Source organism: Aeromonas enteropelogenes (assembly GCF_000819845.1).
GTDB lineage: Bacteria > Pseudomonadota > Gammaproteobacteria > Enterobacterales > Aeromonadaceae > Aeromonas > Aeromonas enteropelogenes.
This window is the reverse complement of sequence record NZ_CDCG01000017.1, coordinates 44,175-63,634: the sequence shown is the minus strand read 5'-3', so window position 1 is coordinate 63,634 and position 19,460 is coordinate 44,175. Positions and strand designations below refer to the sequence as shown.

Here is a 19,460-nt window from a genome sequence, read left to right as displayed (position 1 = left end):
TTGTTATGTGAGGTGCATTCAATCGCCGCTGAATTTACTGGAGGAAGGGTTCGCCGGTCGACGCAAGATCTGTAACCGGCTGTTACAAGGTATTGATTGATATAACAATGATTAAGTCAAAGAACCATATGAATATGGGCTACTACTAACCTATTCATGCCCCCAATCACCCCCTGAACGGCTGCTTTGACTACTGGGAAGGAGCTGTCTCTGTCTCGGGGGATGCCAAGGGGGTCGGCTATCTGGAGATGACTGGCTATTGATAGGCAGGGGCCAAGCAGATGGGCCCCCTTCTTTTTTATCCAGATGCAAGGGCAACAGTCTTAAAATACGACGGCCTTCAAAAAATTATGCCAATTCCATGTGTTAGATAAGGTTTCACTCCATTGGGTCAATTGGCTTTTGATACCATCACTAATCTGGCCCCTTGCACGATCAGGAGTGTCTATGGATTACCTATACGGTTAAGCTGTCACCCCCGTGCGGTAGCCATCCTGTTTATCCGCATAAACAAAGCGCATTGTACTACTTCCTTTATCGTTTAAATTCAATGTTGGGCATAGGACAACTCCTCATCCTTACGCTTTGGTAGGTTTGGCTTAATAAAGTCAAAATTTAGGACCCTCACATTCTTATATTTTAATGAGACTGGCATGAAACTTTTCAACGCAACTGACATGATTTCTCAAATTAGCGACGTTCAGGAATGGCTGATTTCTTATGGTTTTAATGCTTTGGCATCTCGATATGGTCGTTATGTCGACTATATCGATAGTTTTTATAATGCAGATAATCCTCTTTCAGATGAAGGAAGAAGAAAATTTGATTTACTCACCTTGTCTCAGCAAGAATTAATAGAAATTGTTTGTGTAAAAAATTCATTTAGCACTGAAAAAAGTAAAGGCTTTATAGAGCGATTAGAAAAAATCATTACAGGTCCAGATCATCTGGATAACTTTGAGGCGAGTGACTCTAGAAACTATATGTATGAGCTTCTGGTTGCTGCTCGTCTTAAAAATAGTGGATTTATTATAGACTTTGATAGTAACACTGATGTTATCGCGATAGGTCATGGAAGAGTGCTCTTTATTGAGTGTAAAAGAATTACCTCAATTAGAGGTTTTGAAGCTAACTTCAAAAAGGCTGGCCATCAATTAGAAAGAGAATTGAAGATTACTAAATACCCTCATTTTATGATTAGAGGGTTTATTTTTATTGATGTAGCCCCTTACATATCTAAAGATATACCTAAGTTTGAAGTTGATCATGAATTACAAGCGAGAGTATTGAGTCAAAAAATCATAAATGAATTCAAAATCGAAGCAAAAAGACACATAAATAAATACATTGAACGCTATGTTCATGTAAGTCATGGCGTGTGTATTACAGCAACAATTCCTATTTGGCTATCTGATTTAACACTCTTAAGAATAGATGAAATGGCTGTAGTGCTGCCGGTATCTCTTGATGAAAATAATGCCAAAGAGGCTGCCTTCATTCTTGATGAATTAATGAAAAATTTGGACCCTGGAGTTTAAAAGCAATGCTTTTAAACTTACCCATCCGTCTACGTACATTTAGGGGGAATATACGAAAATAGAAGGGAAGGTGCGAACAAGTTGATCGCGCCTTCATCATAAGCCGCCTGCTCACGTTTAAAATTTTCATTACTCCAGGGCCGTAGGTTCGCTTAGCGAAATGTAATCTGACGTTCACGAACGGCCCGTCAACATTAGACATAAAGGGTGATATATATGTAATGCCTAAATGTAAAAATCTCCGCTGACAAAAAGAAATCCCTTCCTGTGGTTTCGATTACGCTGAGAAAATTCAGTCTGTTAGAAATAAAAAATTACGATGGATGGTTTTAATATAATATTCCCCTGTTGGGTTTCGCTTCGCTCAACCCAACCTATACCAAAGCTTCTCTATTAAATGGCTTACACAGCGACCGTCTGACTGGATATAAACGCCAACGACTGGCGATTAAAGTGATCCGGCTGCTCCACATTGCAGACATGACCGCAGTTTTCGATGATCTCGAGCCGGCAGTAGGGGTCGCGGGCCACCTGTTCGCGCACCGGTGCCAGAAACATATGCTCCTCCTCCCCCATCACATAGAGGGTGGGAATGGGCAGGGAGCGTTCGCGAAAATAACGCATCAGCGGGTTAACCTCGGTGGCGAGTCGGCCCAACTGCACCAGCACCCGCAGTAACTGCTCACCGGCAGGAGCTTGACGCACACAATTCGGCAGGGATGGGATAATCCGTTTTCTCGATGCAGGCTCTGACAATGGTGCGCAGCCACTTCTGGGGACAACGCCCCAAGCGTTTGGCGTCTCCACCAACGGCAGGATATTTATCCTGCCGTTTTGTTGTCCTATCTCGCCGCCTGATCCACCAGATAGAGGATGCTGTGATAGGGAATGCCAGCGTGCTGGCTAAGCCCCATTTCGCAGGTGCGGCTGTTGCTGAATCCCTGACGGCAATCCCTGGGCACCTGGGCGGGCAGGCTGGCGAGCGCGGCGGCGTTGAGCTCCGGGGTCATCAGCCCCTTGTCGCCGGCAAAGCCGCAGCACTGGATATGCTCAGGGATTATCACCTCGCGGGCGCAGGCGCGGGCCAGCGCCAGCATGGTCTCCCCCAGCCCCATGCGCCGGCTGCTGCAGGTGATATGGAGCATCACAGTCTCATCGATGGGAGTCAGCTCAAGGTGGGGCAGCAAGTGCTCCAGCACAAAGGCAGAGGGCTCAAACACCCGAAGGCCCTTGCCGAGCGCCCCCGACAGCAGCCGCTGCACGCAAGGGCTGGTGTCGAGCAGCACGGGCCAGCGCCCCTGCTCGCTTGCCTGCCACAGCGCCTCGGCCAGCTCAAGACGCTTGGCCTGTGCCACCTCACTCATCCCCTTGCTGTCATAGGGCATGCCGCAGCAGAGCCCCTCAACTCTCGCCGGCACTATGACCCGGCAGCCCGCCTTCTTGAGCAGGGATAGCACCACGTCCGGCAGTGACGGGGCATCCTCCTGCTGGCCAAACACCCGGCTGGCGCACGACGGCAGATAGACCACGGTGCGATCTCCTCTAATGTCCTCGCTGGATCCGCCATGGCTCCCCTCCCCTTGCGGCCACCGGTAGCGGCTCGGCCCCGGCAGGGTCGGCAACCAGGCGGGGGTGCGCTGGCCGCTCAGATGGCGAACCCCGTTCACCAATCCTGCCAGCGCCTTGTCTCCCAGCAGCTTGCCGGCAATGGCTTTGAGGCCGAGAGCCCCACGGGCCGTGCGGGTAACGCCGGCGAAGTGATCGGCGCTCCAGCGGGCAATGGGCACGAAGCGCTGGTATTTGTCAGTGCGCAGCTTCTTGATGAGCGCACCGGTGTTGATGCCGACCGGGCAGCGATCGGCGCAGAGCCCGGTCGCGGCGCAGGTCTCAATCCCCTGATAGTCAAACAACCGGGCCAGCTGGTTGGAGGGCTCATCGGCACGATTACGGCGGGCCAGTTCGCGGTAAAGCACGATGCGCTGGCGTGGCGAGAGCGACAGGGTGCGCGAGGGGCAGACCGCCTCGCAAAAGCCGCACTCGATGCAGGGATCGACGATGGCATCGCTCGCCGGCATGGGCTTGAGATGGGCCAGATGGGCCTTGGGGTCATCGTTGATGATGACGCCGGGATTGAGCAGGCCGTCCGGGTCGAGCAGCGCCTTGATGCGCCGCATCAGCGCCATCCCCTCCGGCCCCCATTCCAGCTCCACATAGGGGGCCATGTTGCGGCCGGTGCCGTGCTCGGCCTTGAGGGACCCGCCAAAGCGCACCGCGACCAGCTCGGTCACCGCATCCATAAAGGCGCCGTAGCGGGCCACCTGGGCCGGATCGTCAAACCCCTGGGTAAAGACGAAGTGCAGGTTCCCCTCCAGCGCGTGGCCGAAGATGATGGCCTCGTGATACTCAAACTCGTCGAACAGTTGCTGCAGCCCCGCCACCCCTTCCGACAGACGCTCGATGGGAAAGGCGACATCCTCGATGATGACGGTAGTGCCCGTGGTGCGCACCGCCCCCACCGCCGGGAAGAGCCCCTTGCGAATGGCCCAGAGCCCGGCGCTGTCGCTGGTAAAGGGCACAGAAGCGACCTGAACGAACTCGGTAGCCATGGCCATCACCTGCTCGCAGCGATCCACCAGCTCTTCCTTCGATTCCCCATGCACCTCGACAAGCAAGGCGCAGGCAGCCAGGTCCAGCGCCTTGATAAAGGCCGGCAGGCCGGGCTTGCCCGCGACCGAGCGAAGGGATCGTCCATCCATCAGCTCCACCGCTGCCACCGGGGCGCTTTTCAGGCGCGAGGTGGCCAGACAGGCCTGCTCGGCGTCCCGAAACACCAGCAGGGCCGAGGCCTTGTGGGGGTATTCGGGCACGGTGTCGAGCACCACCTCGGCGATAAAGCCGAGGGTCCCCTCCGAGCCAATCATCAGGTGGGTGAGGATATCGATGGGGTCCTCATGGTCGAGCAGGGCATTGATGGCGTAGCCCGTGGTGTTCTTGAGCCGGTACTTGTGGCGGATCTTGGCGGCAAGCTCGGTATTCGCCAGCACTTCGGCGCGCAGGGCGGCGAGCCCCGTGAGCAGCTCCGGGCGTTTTGCCGCAAAGGCGGCGCGGCTGTGGGGATCGCTGCTGTCCAGCACGGTGCCATCGGCTAGCAGCAAGGTCATGGCGTGCAGGGTGTGATAGCTGTTGTGGGCGGTGCCGCAGCACATGCCGCTCGCGTTGTTGGCGGCGATGCCGCCAAGCTTGCTGGCGTTGATGGAGGCGGGATCCGGCCCAATCTTGCGCCCCAGAGGCACCAGATAGCGGTTGGCATCGGCGCCGATCACCCCGGGTTGCAGGGCGATGCGAGCCCCCTCGTCCAGAATGCGGTGGCCACGCCAGCTGTCGGTCAGGGTGATGAGCACCGAATCGCTCAGAGCCTGGCCCGAGAGGCTGGTGCCGGCGGCGCGAAAGGTGCACGGCAGGTGCAATTCGCGGCACACCCCGAGCACGAAGCGCACTTCATCGAGGGAGTCGAGGCGCACGATGCGCTCGGGCACCAGGCGGTAGAAGCTGGCGTCCGTGCCGTGGGCCAGCCGAAGATCCGGGTCGCTCACCAGCCGCTCCGGTGGAATGCGCTCAAGCACGGCGGCATCAAACTGGTTCCAGCGCATCAGCAATCCTCCACCAGCACCACCAAGAGGCGACTCGGGCCGTGGGCGCCGTAGGCCAGGGTCTGCTGGATGTCGGCGGTCTTGGAGGGGCCGGAGACCAGCAGCAGATTGGTGGGCATGGCCTGCTGCCAGCGCCCGGCGTCCACCAGCCCCGCCAGGTTGTCGGCAACGGTGGAGGCCGCCAGCAACGCGATATGGCAGGGGGGGACCAGTGATAAGGTGCGCGGCTCGCCGCTATCGGGCAGCAACACCAGCGTCCCGGTATCGGCGATGGCCCCCGCGCAGTGGGTGATGCCCGCCTGACAGGCATCAAACAGATCGTCTTTCCAGCTCGCGAACTCGCCAGAGGGGGTCAGCACAGAGCGCCCGGCGCAGGCGGCCGCGACCGCCGCCTGCCAGCGGCCGCCCTGGCCACAGGCCAGACTCGTCACGCCTTCCCTATCCAGCCAGGCGGCCAGATCCCGGGCCAGTGTTTCCTCCTTGACGGTGAGGATCTCGGCGTGGCTGGCGCTGATCCCGGCAACAAAGCGCTCGCGCCGCGCGTTGTCGTCGGCCCCGCGCCAGGGCTGCCAGGTGTGCGGTGCGTGGGCGATGGGGGTAGCGGCGCCGCGCAGGCGGCTTAATATGGCCTCTTTGCTCGACATCTCAGGACTCCTTCTTCTTCTGGCGCAGCAGGGCGTGCAGGCTCTGGGGGGCGGGTTTGGGGGCTTCGCGGCACTGGGTCCAGGGGCCCAGGTGTTTGGGCATCAAGCCCCGCAGGCGACCGGCCACACCGGTCGCGGCGTGATAGAGGCGCGGGTGGGTGGCGGCAAAGGCAAAGCCCTGCATGGCAAGGGTCTCTAGCCGGCTCTTGGCCGCCCCCTGCCCCGCCAGTGGTTCGTGGCCGGGCTGTGCGTCGTGCTTGGCCTCCCGGCGCAGGCGCTGCAGCATGTCGGGAATGGGGATGCGCACCGGGCACACCTCGCCGCAGGCACCGCACAGGCTCGATGCGGTCACCAGATCCTGGGTGCTGTCGAGCCCCAGCAGGTGGGGGGAGACTATCTTGCCGATGGGGCCCGGGTAGATGGTGCCGTAGGCGTGACCGCCGATGCGGGTGTAGACCGGGCAGTGGTTCATGCAGGCGCCGCAGCGGATGCACTGCAAGGTCTTGCGCAGCTCCTCGTCCCGGTAAGCCTGGCTGCGGCCGTTGTCCAGCAGCACCAGGTGCACCTCGTCCGGGCCGTCCAGCTCCCCTGCCCGGCGCGGGCCGCTGATGACGTTGAAATAGGTGGTGATGGCCTGGCCGGTGGCCGAACGGGTCAGGGCGCTGTAGAGCGGCGGCACATCGGATAAAAATTCCACTACCTTCTCAATGCCGGTGATGGCCACGTGCACTTTCGGTACCGTGGTGCACATGCGCCCGTTGCCCTCGTTCTCCACCAGACACAGGCTGCCGGTCTCTGCCACCGCGAAATTCACCCCCGAGAGCCCCATGCCGGCGCGGCGAAACTCTTCGCGAAGGGCCCGCCGCCCGGTCTGGATCAGGGCGTCCACATCGGTGGTGGGGGTGAAGCCTTCCAGGTTGCTTGCGAAGGTATCGCTCACCTCCTGCTTGTTCTTGTGGATGGCGGGCATGATGATGTGGGACGGAGTGTCGCCGTCGAGCTGGACGATAAACTCCCCCATGTCGCTCTCAAGACAGCGAATGCCGTGGCGCGCCATTTCGTGGTTGAAGCCCACCTCCTCGCTCACCATGGACTTGCCCTTGACGATGGTGCTCACCCCGTGTTGCTGGGCGATCCCCAGAATGATGGCGTTGGCCTCGGCCGGCGTCTGGGCCCAGTGCACCCGGATGCCGTTGCGCTCGCAGTTGGCTTCGAGCTGCTCCAGCAGTTCCGGCAGGCGCGAGAGGCAGCGCTGGCGAATTTGCTCCGCCGCATCGCGTACCGCCGCTTCTTCCTGCGGGTCGGCGAAGGCATCCCGGCGCTTGGCGCGCAGATAATCCATGGCGCCGCGAAAGTTCTGGCGCAGCACGGGGTCGGCCAGGGCCGCCTCGGCCTGGGGATGGAAGCGGCGCGGCGAATACTTGGCGTGATCACTCATGATGGGCCCCCTGTTTTTGCGCTTGTAAGCCCTGAGCCACCGGCTCGCTATGGGCGAGCAGGAAGCTCGCCAGATGGGTGGCGGGGAGCGTCTTGCCCTGATAGGCCAGGGATCCCTTGATGTTTAGGAGGCACCCCCAGTCGGCACTCACCAGGGTATCGGCGCCGGTGGCCAGCAGGTGGCGGGTCTTGTCCTCCACCATGGCCTGGCTGATGTGGGGATGGCGCACCGAGAAGGTGCCGCCAAAGCCGCAGCACTCGCTCTCGTAGGCCTGCTCGTGCAAGGTGACGCCCTCGAGCTGCCCCAGCAGGCTGCGGGCCGTGGTGTGCACCTGCATCTCGCGCCGGGCCGAGCAGGAGGTGTGCATGACGATGCTCGCCTCCCCCACGGCGCGCCAGCGCACCCGGCAGACCCGGGCCAGAAACTCGGTGAGCTCGAACACCCGCTCGCAAAACGCTGCCACCTCGGGGCTGTCCGGGAAGAGGCGCGCATAGTGGTGGTGCATCATGCCGCCGCAGGAGCCCGACAGCACCACCACGGGCCAGGGCTCGGGGAAGAGCGCCATCTGGCTTTTCGCCACCTTGCGCGCCTCCTCCTCGTGACCCGAGGTGTAGGCCGGCTGGCCGCAGCAGGTCTGCTTCTCGACAAAGTGTACCCTTATCCCTTCCCGCTCGAGCAGGGCGATGGCATCGAGCCCCGCCACCGGATCGAACAGGTCCACCAGACAGGTGGCGTAGAGATAGACATCGGCCGGCTTGGCCGGATAGACCCGCATTACCTTCATCACTTGCTCTCCTTTACTTCAACTGCAGCAGTGCGTCCGAGACGTGGAAGCTGTACATGAGCGCCAAACCGATAAGGCCGGTGGCCAGCAGGTAGTAGAGGGTCGGCAGCGCCGTCTTGCGCAGCGTCGCCCCCTCGCGGCCCAAGAGGCCCACAGTAGCCGAGGCCGCCACCACGTTGTGGATGGCAATCATGTTGCCAGCCGCCGCACCGACCGCCTGCAGCGCCAGCATGGCGGCGGTGGAGACGCCGAGGGTCTGGGCCACCTCGAACTGGAACTGGCTGAACATCATGTTCGACACCGTGTTGGAGCCGGCGATAAAGGCCCCCAGCGCGCCGATAGTGGCGCTCAGGGCCGGGAAAAACTCCCCCACCAGCCCGGCGGCAAAGTTGGCGGTGGTCACCGGCATGCTGGCGAGATCCGCCCCGTTGACGCCGGAGTTGATGAAGATGCGCACCATGGGCACGGTGAAAATCAGCACGAAGCCGGCGCCGATCAGGGTGCGGCTCGACTCGCTCACGGCGCGGCCGAGGGGCGCCAGGGCGCGGGCCTGAATGAGGGTGGCGAGCAGGGCGCAGAGCACCAGCAGGCCCCCCGGCAGGTAGAGCGGCTCAATGGAGGCGCTGACCCCCTTCTCTCCCAGCAGATCGGTGAAGGCGAGGCTCACCGACAACAGGCTCGCCTTGAACTCCGGGCTCACCCGGCTCGCCACCAGCAGGAGCGCCAGCGCCACATAGGGGAGCCAGGCCAGCAGCAGGGACATGGGGCGGCCGGCGGCCTCTTTGAGATCGAGCTTGAGGGATCCCAGCCACTCGGCGGGCCACTCTTTCTCGGGAGCGAAATCCCAGGTGTTCTTGGGCACCAGAAAACCGTGGCGCGCCGCCGTCACCACCAGGGCCAGCCCCACCAGGCCGCCGATGAGGGACGGGAACTCGGGGCCGAGCAGCATGCCGGTCAGGGCATAAGGCACGGTGAAGGCGAGTCCGGCGAAAATCGCGAACGGCAGGATGGAGAGCCCCTCGGTCCAGCTGCGATTGCGGCCGAAGAAGCGGGTCAGCATCATCACCATCAGCACCGGCATCAGGGTGCCGACGGTGGCGTGAATGAGGGCCACGTTGGTGGTCACCTGCTGCAGGTAGATGTCCCAGCTGCTGCCACCAGCGCTCAGGGTGTGGCCGATGGCCTGGTTATCCAACCCCTTGTTGATGCCCACCAGGATGGGGGTGCCCACCGCACCGAAGGATACCGGGGTGGACTGGATCATCATGCCGAGCAGCACGGCGGCCAGCGCCGGGAAGCCGATGGCCACCAGCAGGGGGGCGGCGATGGCGGCCGGGGTGCCAAAGCCCGAGGCTCCCTCGATAAAGGCGCCGAAGCACCAGGCGATGATGATGGCCTGGATGCGCCGGTCCGACGAGATGTTGGTAAAGCCTCCGCGAATGGCGCTGATGGCGCCGGTGTGTTTGAGAGTGTTGAGCATCAGGATGGCGCCGAACACTATCCAGAGCACGGTCACCGTGATGATAAGCCCCTGCAGGCTGGAGGCGAGCACCCGGGTCGGGCTCATCTGCCAGCCCCACAGGGCGATGAATACGGTCAGGATAAAGGCGATGGGCATGGCGCGCTTGGCGGGCCAGTTGAGGCCGACCAGCAGCACGGCGGCCACCACGATCGGCGAGAAGGCCACCAGGGCCAACAGGGTGTCTGTCATCATTGCATCCTTGTCCAGAGGTCGTGCGACGGGCGCACCTTGTTGTTGTTTTGTTAAACGAACGTGACCTTACCCTGTTCCTTTTTCGCGATATATGGAAATAATGAACAACATTCATTCCTAAAATCGACAAATATGGCCAGTACCGACGACCTCATTCTCTTCGCCCAGGTGGTGGAGGCCGGCTCCTTCAGCAAGGTAGCCGAACAAAATTCCCTGACAAATTCAGTGGTTAGCAAGCGGATTGGGCGCCTGGAGGAAGAGCTCGGGGTGCAGCTGCTCTATCGCACCACCCGCCGGCTCACCTTGAGCGAGGCGGGCAAGGAGCTCTATCAGGGTGCCAAAAATGTGAAGGCCGCCGCACTGGACGCCTTCGATGCGGTGGCAGGATTCGGTGAAAAGGTGAGCGGTCATGTGCGGATGTCGGTGCCCACCATCTCGGGGGAGCTCTTGCTCGCCGACGCCGTGGCCGATTTTTGCCAGCAGCACCCCGGGCTCACGGTGGAGATGTCGCTGGACAACCGCTTCGTCAACCTGGTGGAAGAGGGGTTCGATCTGGTCATTCGCACCGGCTATCTGGATGACTCGAGCCTGATTGCCCGCCACATCCTCGATTCCCAGTGGGTGATCTGCGCCGCCCCCGCCTATGTGCGCCGCTTCGGGGCGCCGCGCGAGCCATCAGACTTGCTCACCCACAACTGCCTGCGCTACGCCTACCAGAGCACGGGGGCCTCGGAGTGGGCCTTCAAGGGGGAACAGGGGGACTATCTGCTGTCGGTGTCGGGGAGCTTTTGCACCGACAACGCGGGGGCCCTGCGCAAGGCGGCGCTGGGGGGGCGCGGCATCGTCTATGTGCCGCGCTGTCTCGTCTATCACGACCTGATGAACGGCGAGCTGGTAGATTTGTTTCCGGACCGGGTGGGCAAGAAGCTCGGCATCTACGCCGTCTACCCCTTCACCCGCCAGCCACCGCGCAAGATAAGGCTGCTCATCGAGCATATCCGCCAGCGTTACCTCGACATTGCCCACTACTTCGTGTGAGCGAACGGGTTGGCAACTTTGACCTGACGGGAGGCCTTGCTTACCATGGCCTCCCCGTTTACCCAGGAGGCGCCCCATGTGCACCGTTTTCTCCGGCCAGGATCCCTACAACTACACCAGCACCACCCGCTCGGTGCGGATCTGTGGCCATAGCACCAGCATCCGGCTGGAAAACAAGTTCTGGGATATTCTCGAGCAGCTCTGCCACGCCCAGGGGCGCTCCATGGGGCAGTTTCTCTCCGAGCTCTACCAGGAGGCGCAGGGCAACGGCATGGAGATGGGCAACTTTGCCTCCCTGCTGCGCTGCTCCTGCCTTATCTATCTCGAATCCAACCCCGCGACCGCTCGGAACGCCGCCTGAAAAAACGGCCAGAGGATCTCCCTCTGGCCGCCAAGTACATCCTGCCAGTTCAGCATCAGGCGAAGCGCCCGCCGCGCTCGATAAATTCAATCTTGTAGCCATCGGGATCGGTCACGAAGAAGAACCGGGCCAGCAGGTTGCCCTCGTGCTCCATCCCCTTGACCGGTGCCGGCGTGAGCCCAAGCGCCGTCAACCGTTGATGCGCCGCCTCTATATCCTCCACCGCTACCGCCAGATGGCCGTAGCCGCTGCCGTGGCTGTAGGGCTCGGTCTGCCCGTGATTGTGGGTGAGCTCAAGCTCGAAGCCGCTCTTTGCATTGGCAAGATAGGTGAGGGAGAAGCCGTCGAAGGGGAAGTGATCCCGCACTTCCAGCTCGAGGGCATCGCGGTAAAAACCGGTGGAGGCATCCAGATCGCGAACCCGGATCATGGTGTGGATGAGTTTGGTCATGTTGGCTCCTTATCAATGGGAGCCACAGGGTAGCGAAGCGCACGGCGCGCCGGGTAGTAGCTGAGTACCACAGCGGCCGGCAACCGCAAGGCGCCCGATTCAGGGGCGCTGGGCGGTGAGAAAGGCCAGGGTGGTGCGGTTGAACTGCTCGGGCTGCTCCACGTTGCAGACATGACCGCACTGCTCGATCACCATCAGGGAGGCGCTGGCATCGCGGGCCACCTGTTCGCGCACCGGCGCCAGGAACATGTGATCCTCCTCCCCCATCACATAGAGGGTGGGAATGGGCAGGGCGCGCTCGCGGAAATAGCGCATCAGGGGATTAACCTCGGTGGCGAGGCGAAACCAGCGCTTGAACTCTTTCTGGCAGAGCTTGCGGGCCTCGCGCACGAAGAGATTGCGGGACTCCTGATGATGCTGGCGCGGCATGATGATGAAGGCGAACAATCGGTAGAGCCACATGTAGGGCAGGATATGCTGGCCGAGGCGACCGAGCTGCACCAGCACCCGGGAGCGGATGTCGAGGCGCAGGATGGCGCCCCCCAGCACCATGCTCTTGACCCGCTCGGGGCAGAGCTCCGCCAGATGGCGAATAAGGATGGTACCGAGAGAGATGCCGACGAAGTGGGCGCGGCGGATATTCAGATGATCGAGCAGACGAACGATGTCCTCGGTCACGGCGCGAAAGCTGTAGTGGCCCTGGATCACCTGCTGCAGCTTGTGGGACTGACCGTGGCCGCGCAGATCCAGCAGCAGCACGTTGAAATGCTCGCGATAGGCGCGCAGCTGTCTGAACCAGATGGAAGAGCTGCCGCCCGCCCCGTGCACGAACACCACCCAATCCCGTTCGGGACCCAGCTCGAAGGTCTTGTGGTACAACATCCAATGGGCTCCTTCTGTGATGGGGGGTATACTCGGCAGCGCGCATAGTAACAGAAGCAAGCCCCTGATAGATATGCGCAAACCATGACCAGGATCACCCCTTACGCGAGAACCCACCATGGATCTGACTCACTTGCGCCAGTTTCTGCTCACCCTGCCGGGCGCCACCGAAGACACGCCCTTTGGTCCGGAGATCCTGGTCTACCGCATCGCCGGCAAGATGTTTGCGCTGGTGGACTGGCAGGCGGAGCCCCTCACCATCAACCTCAAGTGCGAGCCCGAACTGGCTCTGCTGCTGCGAGAACTCCACCCCGAGGTCAAACCGGGCTGGCACATGAACAAACAGCACTGGAACACGGTCACCCTGAGCGACACCCTGGCGGAGGATCTCTGGCAGGGCTGGGTGCACCACTCCTATGAAAGGGTCGTCGCCGGCTTGCCCAAGGCAAAACGCCCGCAGGCTCCTCAGGCCAAGTCATGACGTCGCAACTTCATATCGTCCCGCTGGGCGAGCAGCATATCCCCGCCCTCATCACCCTGTTCGAACAGACGGTGCGCCGCACAGGCCCCGAACACTACAGCCCGGAGCAGGTAGAGCAGTGGGCTTTGGGTGCCCATCATCCCGGCTTTGCCAATCAGCTTCGCGAGCACCACGGCTGGGTCGCCTGCTGGGGCGACACGCCCCTGGGTTTCGTCACCTTGAGCCAGGACGGACAGCTGAGCCTTCTTTATGTGAGCGCCGAGCATCAGCGCCAGGGACTTGGCAACCTGCTGCTGACCACTGCGTTGGCAAACGCCCCCCTGCTCGGGCTCAAAGCGGTGACCACCGAAGCCAGCGCCTTCAGTTATGGGCTATTTTTACGACATGGTTTTACCCTGACCGGGATGGAGTGTGTGGAGCGTGGCGGGGTCAGTTTTACCCGATATCGCCTGTTCTGCCGCTTGCCAAGCTAGGTCAAGCCACTAAAATACGCCTGATTTTCGCATTGTTACTGTATTGAGGCTGCACCCATGGTGGTAGAAAGTGATGGCTATATCTCGCTGATCGAGTATCTGGTAGAGCGTTTGGGACTGTTCGAGACCCAACAACAGAGTGAAGGGGGCGAGACCATCGAGGATCTGGTCAGCGGCCGTGTGGCCAGCAACCTGATGGCCATCTGCGAGCAGCATCCCGAGCTCGATCCCAAGGTGCGTTTCCTCATCATGCAGGAAGCGGATGCCGTGGTAGCGGATCTGGAAGAGGTACTCTCGGCCGTCTGGCTGCGCGCCCCGACCCCGGAACAGCAAGCCTTCCTCGAAGAGTTCATCGATCTCATCAAGAACCTGTTTGACAGTGCGATCGCCTGATCCGCGCCTGTTCCACTCTCCTTCGCCAGAAAATGAAAAGGGCCGCCTTGTCAGGCAGCCCTGCTTGCTATCATTTTCAACCCACCCGACCGTTCACTTATCGAGTGGTTCTCAAGGCATGAAATGTGTCTGGACTTTGCATCCGATCCCTGGACGCTAATCAGTTAGTCAGCGGTCGTCGCAGTAAGTTCCAGACTTTGATCTTATATTTTTACTTTTTTTAAAAACCAGCTACCGCTCGCCTCAACGGTTGAGCGACGGCGGCAGGCACACCCCAATTCCCCCCAGTCCACAATAGCCATCCGGATTCTTCTCCAGGTACTGCTGGTGATAATCCTCGGCGTAATAAAAGGGAGCATAGGGCAGGATGCGGGTGGTAATGGCGCGACTGTCGCCGCTAGCCACCATGGCCTGCTGGAACGCTGCCAGGCTCTGCTGGGCAATGGCCTGCTGGCTCTCGTCACCATGGAAGATGACCGACCGGTACTGGGTACCGATATCGCCCCCCTGGCGCATCCCCTGGGCCGGGTCATGCTGCTCCCAAAAGAGCTTGAGCAGGTCGCCGTAGCTAATCACCTTGGGATCAAACACCACCTGCACCGTCTCGGCGTGGCCGGTCAGGCCGCTGCAGACCTCTTTATAGGTGGGATTGGGGGTCAACCCGCCCTGATAGCCAGCGGCAGTGGAATAGACTCCCGGCTGCTGCCAGAACAGACGCTCGACACCCCAGAAGCACCCCATGCCAAACCAGGCGATCTCCATCCCTTCAGGCCAGGGGCCCTGAGTCGGGTGACCGTTCACCGCATGTTGCTGGCCAATCACCATCGCCTCGCGGCGGCCCGGCAGCGCATTTGCCGGCGAAATAATCTGTTCCATGAACCCTGTCCTTGTATAAAACCCTGTGTCATCGCACAGCTGACGAAAAGGAATATCGAAGATAACAGTTTATCGCCCCGGATCAACCAGAGCTCCCCTGCATAATCCAGTGATGGCTCACTCCCCTCCTCTACACCAGCCGCCAAGACAGCTGAACAAGGGAAACAACGGCGGGACCAGAAACCCCACAAATCAATATTTAGTCTTGATTTGTGAATTTATTTTCATATATTGAGCGAATCGCTGTTTTTTTATGGAAGATCCCTCAAGTGCGTGAACGCGAACCCAGTCTGGTCAATGCTTTCCGGCAATCCACCCCCTACGTCAACGTGCATCGGGGTGCCACCTTTGTCTTGATGATCGGGGGCGAGGCCATCGCCCACCCCAACTTTGCCAATATCGTCAGCGATATCGCCCTGCTGCAGACCTTAGGGATACGCCTGGTGCTGGTGTTCGGTTCACGTCCGCAAAATGACGAGGCACTGGCCCGCGCCGGCATCGATGCCCAGTACCACAAGCGCACCCGGGTCACCGATGACGAGAGCTTCGCCCTCATCAAACAGGTGTGCGGCGGCCTGCAATACGACATCACGGCCCAGCTCTCCATGGGGCTGGCCAACACCCCCATGCAGGGGGCCCGCATCAGCGTGGTGAGCGGCAACTTCGTCACCGCCCAGCCGCTCGGGGTGGATGATGGCATCGATTTTTGCCACAGCGGCCGGGTACGCCGCATCGACGTGGAGGGGATCTCCCGCCAGCTGGATCAGAAAAGCCTGGTGCTTATTTCCCCCATCGGCTGCTCGGTCACCGGCGAGAGCTTTAACCTCAGCTCCGAAGAGGTGGCGCGCCGGGTGGCAGTGGATTTGAAAGCGGACAAGCTCATCTGTTTTAGCAGCACCCAGGGGGTGATGGACAGACACGGTGAGGCCATCTCGGAGCTCTTCCCCGAGCAGGCCGAGGAACTATTGGTTGAGCTGGAGCAGGCGGGGGCCGAGATGTCCGGCACCGCCCGTTATCTGCGCTCGGCGATTGCCTCCTGCCGTGGCGGCGTGCCCCGCTCCCACCTGGTGAGCTACAAGGAGGACGGCGCCATGCTGCAGGAGCTGTTCAGCCGCGACGGTCTCGGTACCCAGATAGTGCGCGAAAGCGCCGAACAGGCCCGCGCCGCCACCATAGAGGATATCGGCGGCATTCTCGACCTCATCCGCCCGCTGGAGGAGGAAGGGATCCTGGTACGCCGCTCCCGCGAGCAGCTGGAGATGGAGATCGACAAGTTCACCATCATAGATCGCGATGGCCTCATCATCGGCTGCGCTGCCCTCTACTGCTTCCACGAGGAGGCGATGGCCGAGATGGCCTGCGTCGCCATCCACCCCGACTACCGCAACTCCAATCGCGGGGATCAGCTGGTGGCCAAGGTGGCCGAGCGGGCCAAGCGCCTCGGGATCCGCAGCCTGTTCGTGCTCACCACCCGCTCCATCCACTGGTTCCGGGAACGGGGTTTCGAGCCGCTGGAGGTGGAAGAGCTGCCGGTGGCGCGCCAGCGCCTCTACAACTGGCAGCGCCGCTCCAAGGTTTTGTCAAAGAGCATTGCGTAACTTGTTGATTATGCGTTTGGTTGAAGACTAATTTGAACTTTTTCACAAACTCGATTGACAGTGTAATCCAACGCAGGTTATTTCTAATTGTACTCCACCGCCACGGTGGAGCCAGAAGAGGAGCGCTGCCCAGGCAGCCCAAGGGAGGACGCCAGAGTCCGGTGAACTTGGGTCAGGGGGAGCAGCGCCGAGATGGACGAGGTAACTGGATGCCTCGCTGTCGGCTGCGGGGGCTGAATCCCCCGGGTTGTCATCGGTAGTGGTCATCCCCCACCGCGCTCTCACAGGGCGGGTACGGGATGGGCTCTGCGGATGGAGTGCTTCTGGCCGGGATAGCTTCGATCATTCCTGCCATTTTCAGCCTCCTCCTCTCTTTTTGCCCGATGGAACCGGATTTTTATATTAAGACAGGAGTACGCAATGAGCCCGATCAATGTCGCCAAGTTTGGCGGAACCAGTGTCGCCAACGCCGCGGCCATGAACAACTGCGCCAATATCGTGCTGGCCAACCCCACGACCCGGGTGGTGGTGCTGAGCGCCAGCGCCGGCGTCACCAATCTCTTGGTAGCGCTGGCCCAGGGCGAGCTGGATGAGGCGGGCCAGGAGGCGCAACTGGGCAAGCTGGCGGAGATCCAGCACGCCATTTTGGCCGATCTGGGCCACCCGAACGACGTGAGCGAGTTCATCCGGGCCCAGCTTGGCGAGATCCGCACCATGGCGCGCCAGGCCAGCCAGCAGACCGACGCCGAGCTGGCCGATCGCCTCATCGCCTGTGGTGAGCTCATCTCCACCCGCCTCTTTACCGAGCTGTTGCACCAGCGCGGCGTCAAGGCCCACTGGCAGGATGTGCGCCAGCTGATGCGCACCGACAGTCGCTTTGGCAAGGCCACTGTGGATATCGCTGTCACCCGCACCCTCTGCCAGCAAGCCCTGGCCCCCATGCTCGGGGACACCCTCATCATCACCCAGGGCTTCATCGGCGCCGATGGCGACGGTCGCACCACCACCCTGGGCCGGGGCGGCTCCGATTACAGCGCAGCCCTGCTCGCCGAGGCGCTGGACGCTGGCAGCATAGAGATCTGGACCGACGTGCCCGGTATCTACACCACGGATCCGCGTCTGGTCACCCGTGCCCGTCCCATCCCGGAGATCAGCTTCGTCGAGGCGGCCGAGATGGCCACCTTCGGTGCCAAGGTGCTGCATCCGGCGACCCTGCAACCTGCGGTGCGCCAGAACATTCCGGTGTTTGTCGGCTCCAGCAAGGATCCGGCGGCAGGGGGGACCTGGATCCGCTCCAGCACGGATTCGAGCCCGCTGTTTCGCGCCGTGGCCCTGCGCCGCAACCAAGTGCTGGTGACCCTGCACAGCCTCAACATGTTCCACGCCTATGGCTTTCTGGCCGAGGTGTTTGGCATCCTGGCCCGCCACCGCATCTCGGTGGATCTCATCACCACCTCGGAGGTGAGCGTGTCGCTCACCCTGGATCACACCGGCAGCCAGAGCAACGGCGAGCCCGTCTTGAGTGACAAGGTGCTGGCGGAGCTGGGGCAACTGTGCAAGGTGGAAGTGGAGACGGGGCTTGCTCTGGTAGCCCTCATCGGTAACCGCATGAGCGAGGTGAACGGGGTCGGCAGTCAGGTCTTCTCGACCCTGCGGGATCACAACATCCGGATGATCTGCTACGGCGCCAGCGCCCACAACCTCTGCTTCCTGGTACAGGAATCGGACGCCGGCAACATAGTCAACTGCCTCCATCAGGAGCTGCTGGATTAAGCAGCTTTCATAGCAGAGGGCACCCCGGGGTGCCCTCTTTTTTGTCTTCACGGTTGACCCTGTTTCAGGCCGGCGTCGCCACCGGCAGCTGGCAGGCCATGGCCTCGCGGCGCTGTCGCTGCAAGCGTGCCAGCATATCATCCCGGCTGGTGCCCTCCTCCTGCCCAGGCAAGTTATCCACCAGCAGGGGATAGTGATCGGTGACCGCCTGCTCCAGCCAGTCGAGACGGCGCAGGGTGAGCGGGCCGCAGCTCTGGCCGCTCAGATCGTCCGCTACATCGAGCTTGTGGCTGCGATACATGTCGCGCCACCAGTTGGCGACAAGCGCCTCGTCACTGGCCAGCGCCGCGCTCCACTCCCCCTGCAGGGCATGCAGCCGTGCCAGCACGGGGGCGCTCGCCCCCTGGCGGCCGAGATGGAGGATCTCCTGCTTCACCCAGGCAAGACAAAGCTCGCGCCAGTAGCGAAACTGTGGCAAGGGATCGGGCTCATCGAGCCAGAGCCCTGAGAGGGTGCGAGTCTCCAGCCGCTCCGGCACATGAAACTGGGGGTCGACCAGCCCGTTGGAGTTGTATTCGAAGCGGGGATCGAAGGTCCACATGTAGCCAAAATCGAAGACGCTGATCTGCTCGCCGTCATCGAGCAGGTTGCCGGGGCTCGGATCCCAGTCAAACCAGCCCCAGCGGGCCAGCTCCCCCTCCACCTCCAGCATCTGGGCCAGATTGCGCTCGTTGAGGCTATGCACCGGCACGCCACGCAGCCAGGGAGAGACCAGGATGCCGGCCCGGGCCGAGCCATAGCTGGTGCAGACCACGTGGGAGAGAATAGTGGGATGGAGCTCGCGCAGCGCTTCTATTTCCCGGCGGCGCTCCAGCTCGGTCAGAAAGGCGGTCTTGCCATCGAGATTGGCAACCAGTGAATCCTGGCGGCGCCGCTTCAGGCACCAGTGATGGCCATCAACCTTGAGGTGGAACACCTCGGCCGTCAGGCCATGGCGATAAACCTTGAGCACGGCGGGATGCGTCTCCTTGAGATTGACCAGTTGCCCCACGGGCAGCGGGCAATCGCGCTCGCGCCCGATCCGCACCTCCTCCTTGCTCTCCAGCATGCGTAGCAATCTGGCCTGACGCGCCATCACTTTAGGATTCATATATGTACCTCCCGGCTCTATTGAGAGACTAAACAGCCCACTCTCCCCAAACCAGCGGCAAAACATCATGATGACGCTTTCATCACAGAATCCGTGCCGCCTCTCGATCAGGATCACAATTTGCAGGGATGTATCGTCACCCAATATTCATCAAGCCGTCATTAAATTGACAAGCAGGAACAAGGTCAGCACCATCGGGTCAAACAGTATGCGGAT

General features: G+C 61.0%; 17 protein-coding genes, 3 pseudogenes and 1 riboswitch. Of the genes and pseudogenes, 9 read left to right on the top strand and 11 right to left on the bottom strand.

What is annotated here, in order from left to right; genetic code table 11:
* Positions 1–179 precede the first annotated feature (179 nt).
* Positions 180–263 (top strand): annotated as a pseudogene (locus BN1123_RS20770) (lipocalin family protein); the annotation flags it as partial.
* Positions 264–653: 390 nt separating this feature from the next.
* The gene (locus BN1123_RS21285; protein ID WP_156130416.1) at positions 654–1,538 is read left to right on the top strand and encodes a hypothetical protein; all 885 of its coding nucleotides are present in this window, start codon (positions 654–656) and stop codon (positions 1,536–1,538) included.
* 402 nt (positions 1,539–1,940) lie between these two features.
* Here the strand turns inward: BN1123_RS21285 and BN1123_RS06725 are convergent.
* From BN1123_RS06725 to BN1123_RS06700, 7 genes and pseudogenes are all read right to left on the bottom strand, one after another.
* A pseudogene (locus tag BN1123_RS06725) lies at positions 1,941–2,189 on the bottom strand (alpha/beta fold hydrolase); the annotation flags it as partial.
* 31 nt (positions 2,190–2,220) lie between these two features.
* Positions 2,221–2,366, bottom strand: a pseudogene (locus tag BN1123_RS22005) (IS66 family transposase); the annotation flags it as partial.
* Between the two features lie 14 nt (positions 2,367–2,380).
* Positions 2,381–5,188 (bottom strand): FAD-binding and (Fe-S)-binding domain-containing protein, encoded by a 2,808-nt coding sequence (locus tag BN1123_RS06720; protein ID WP_042026005.1) that lies wholly within the window; start codon positions 5,186–5,188, stop codon positions 2,381–2,383.
* Positions 5,188–5,832, bottom strand: a complete 645-nt coding sequence (locus tag BN1123_RS06715; RefSeq protein WP_042026004.1) for a LutC/YkgG family protein — start codon at positions 5,830–5,832, stop codon at positions 5,188–5,190. The genes BN1123_RS06720 and BN1123_RS06715 overlap by 1 nt, the downstream gene beginning before the upstream one ends.
* A 1-nt stretch (position 5,833) precedes the next feature.
* The gene (locus BN1123_RS06710) at positions 5,834–7,270 is read right to left on the bottom strand and encodes a LutB/LldF family L-lactate oxidation iron-sulfur protein (RefSeq protein ID WP_042026003.1); all 1,437 of its coding nucleotides are present in this window, start codon (positions 7,268–7,270) and stop codon (positions 5,834–5,836) included.
* Positions 7,263–8,054: a (Fe-S)-binding protein gene (locus BN1123_RS06705; protein WP_156130419.1), complete on the bottom strand. Its 792-nt coding sequence runs from the start codon at positions 8,052–8,054 to the stop codon at positions 7,263–7,265. The genes BN1123_RS06710 and BN1123_RS06705 overlap by 8 nt, the downstream gene beginning before the upstream one ends.
* Positions 8,055–8,067: 13 nt before the next feature.
* The gene (locus tag BN1123_RS06700; RefSeq protein WP_042026002.1) at positions 8,068–9,765 is read right to left on the bottom strand and encodes an L-lactate permease; all 1,698 of its coding nucleotides are present in this window, start codon (positions 9,763–9,765) and stop codon (positions 8,068–8,070) included.
* Positions 9,766–9,828: 63 nt separating this feature from the next.
* Between BN1123_RS06700 and BN1123_RS06695 the strand changes: the two genes are divergently transcribed.
* Both BN1123_RS06695 and BN1123_RS06690 read left to right on the top strand, forming a co-directional pair.
* On the top strand, positions 9,829–10,806 hold the full coding sequence (locus tag BN1123_RS06695) for a LysR family transcriptional regulator (protein WP_156130414.1): 978 nt from the start codon (positions 9,829–9,831) through the stop codon (positions 10,804–10,806).
* Between the two features lie 76 nt (positions 10,807–10,882).
* Complete coding sequence (locus BN1123_RS06690; RefSeq protein WP_042025999.1) at positions 10,883–11,167, top strand: ribbon-helix-helix domain-containing protein; 285 nt, start codon at positions 10,883–10,885, stop codon at positions 11,165–11,167.
* 55 nt (positions 11,168–11,222) lie between these two features.
* Here BN1123_RS06690 and BN1123_RS06685 read toward each other — a convergent pair whose 3' ends face one another.
* Both BN1123_RS06685 and BN1123_RS06680 read right to left on the bottom strand, forming a co-directional pair.
* Positions 11,223–11,618, bottom strand: a complete 396-nt coding sequence (locus BN1123_RS06685) for a glyoxalase superfamily protein (RefSeq protein WP_042025998.1) — start codon at positions 11,616–11,618, stop codon at positions 11,223–11,225.
* A gap of 99 nt (positions 11,619–11,717) precedes the next feature.
* Positions 11,718–12,500, bottom strand: a complete 783-nt coding sequence (locus BN1123_RS06680; protein WP_026456517.1) for an alpha/beta fold hydrolase — start codon at positions 12,498–12,500, stop codon at positions 11,718–11,720.
* A gap of 118 nt (positions 12,501–12,618) precedes the next feature.
* On the opposite strand from BN1123_RS06680, the gene BN1123_RS06675 reads away from it, so the two are divergent.
* Genes BN1123_RS06675 through BN1123_RS06665 form a run of 3 tightly spaced genes read left to right on the top strand, consistent with a single transcriptional unit; the run spans position 12,619 to position 13,847 of the window.
* Positions 12,619–12,981 (top strand): MmcQ/YjbR family DNA-binding protein, encoded by a 363-nt coding sequence (locus tag BN1123_RS06675; RefSeq protein ID WP_042025997.1) that lies wholly within the window; start codon positions 12,619–12,621, stop codon positions 12,979–12,981.
* The gene (locus BN1123_RS06670; RefSeq protein WP_042025996.1) at positions 12,978–13,454 is read left to right on the top strand and encodes a GNAT family N-acetyltransferase; all 477 of its coding nucleotides are present in this window, start codon (positions 12,978–12,980) and stop codon (positions 13,452–13,454) included. Before BN1123_RS06675 ends, BN1123_RS06670 begins: the two co-directional genes overlap by 4 nt.
* Positions 13,455–13,511: 57 nt before the next feature.
* Positions 13,512–13,847, top strand: a complete 336-nt coding sequence (locus tag BN1123_RS06665; RefSeq protein WP_042025995.1) for a DUF3802 family protein — start codon at positions 13,512–13,514, stop codon at positions 13,845–13,847.
* A gap of 243 nt (positions 13,848–14,090) precedes the next feature.
* On the opposite strand, the gene msrA is transcribed toward BN1123_RS06665, so the two are convergent.
* A complete protein-coding gene (msrA, locus tag BN1123_RS06660; RefSeq protein WP_042025994.1) occupies positions 14,091–14,723 on the bottom strand; it encodes a peptide-methionine (S)-S-oxide reductase MsrA in 633 nt (210 codons plus the stop codon).
* A gap of 269 nt (positions 14,724–14,992) precedes the next feature.
* Here msrA and argA point away from each other — a divergent pair, with 269 nt between their 5' ends.
* Both argA and lysC read left to right on the top strand, forming a co-directional pair.
* Entirely contained in the window at positions 14,993–16,321 is a 1,329-nt protein-coding gene (gene argA, locus BN1123_RS06655; protein ID WP_042025993.1) for an amino-acid N-acetyltransferase, read from the top strand.
* Positions 16,322–16,428: 107 nt separating this feature from the next.
* A riboswitch (Lysine riboswitch) is annotated at positions 16,429–16,652 on the top strand.
* A gap of 89 nt (positions 16,653–16,741) precedes the next feature.
* On the top strand, positions 16,742–18,094 hold the full coding sequence (gene lysC, locus BN1123_RS06650; protein WP_042025991.1) for a lysine-sensitive aspartokinase 3: 1,353 nt from the start codon (positions 16,742–16,744) through the stop codon (positions 18,092–18,094).
* A gap of 64 nt (positions 18,095–18,158) precedes the next feature.
* Here lysC and BN1123_RS06645 read toward each other — a convergent pair whose 3' ends face one another.
* Positions 18,159–19,244: a protein kinase family protein gene (locus BN1123_RS06645; RefSeq protein WP_042025990.1), complete on the bottom strand. Its 1,086-nt coding sequence runs from the start codon at positions 19,242–19,244 to the stop codon at positions 18,159–18,161.
* Positions 19,245–19,460 lie beyond the last annotated feature (216 nt).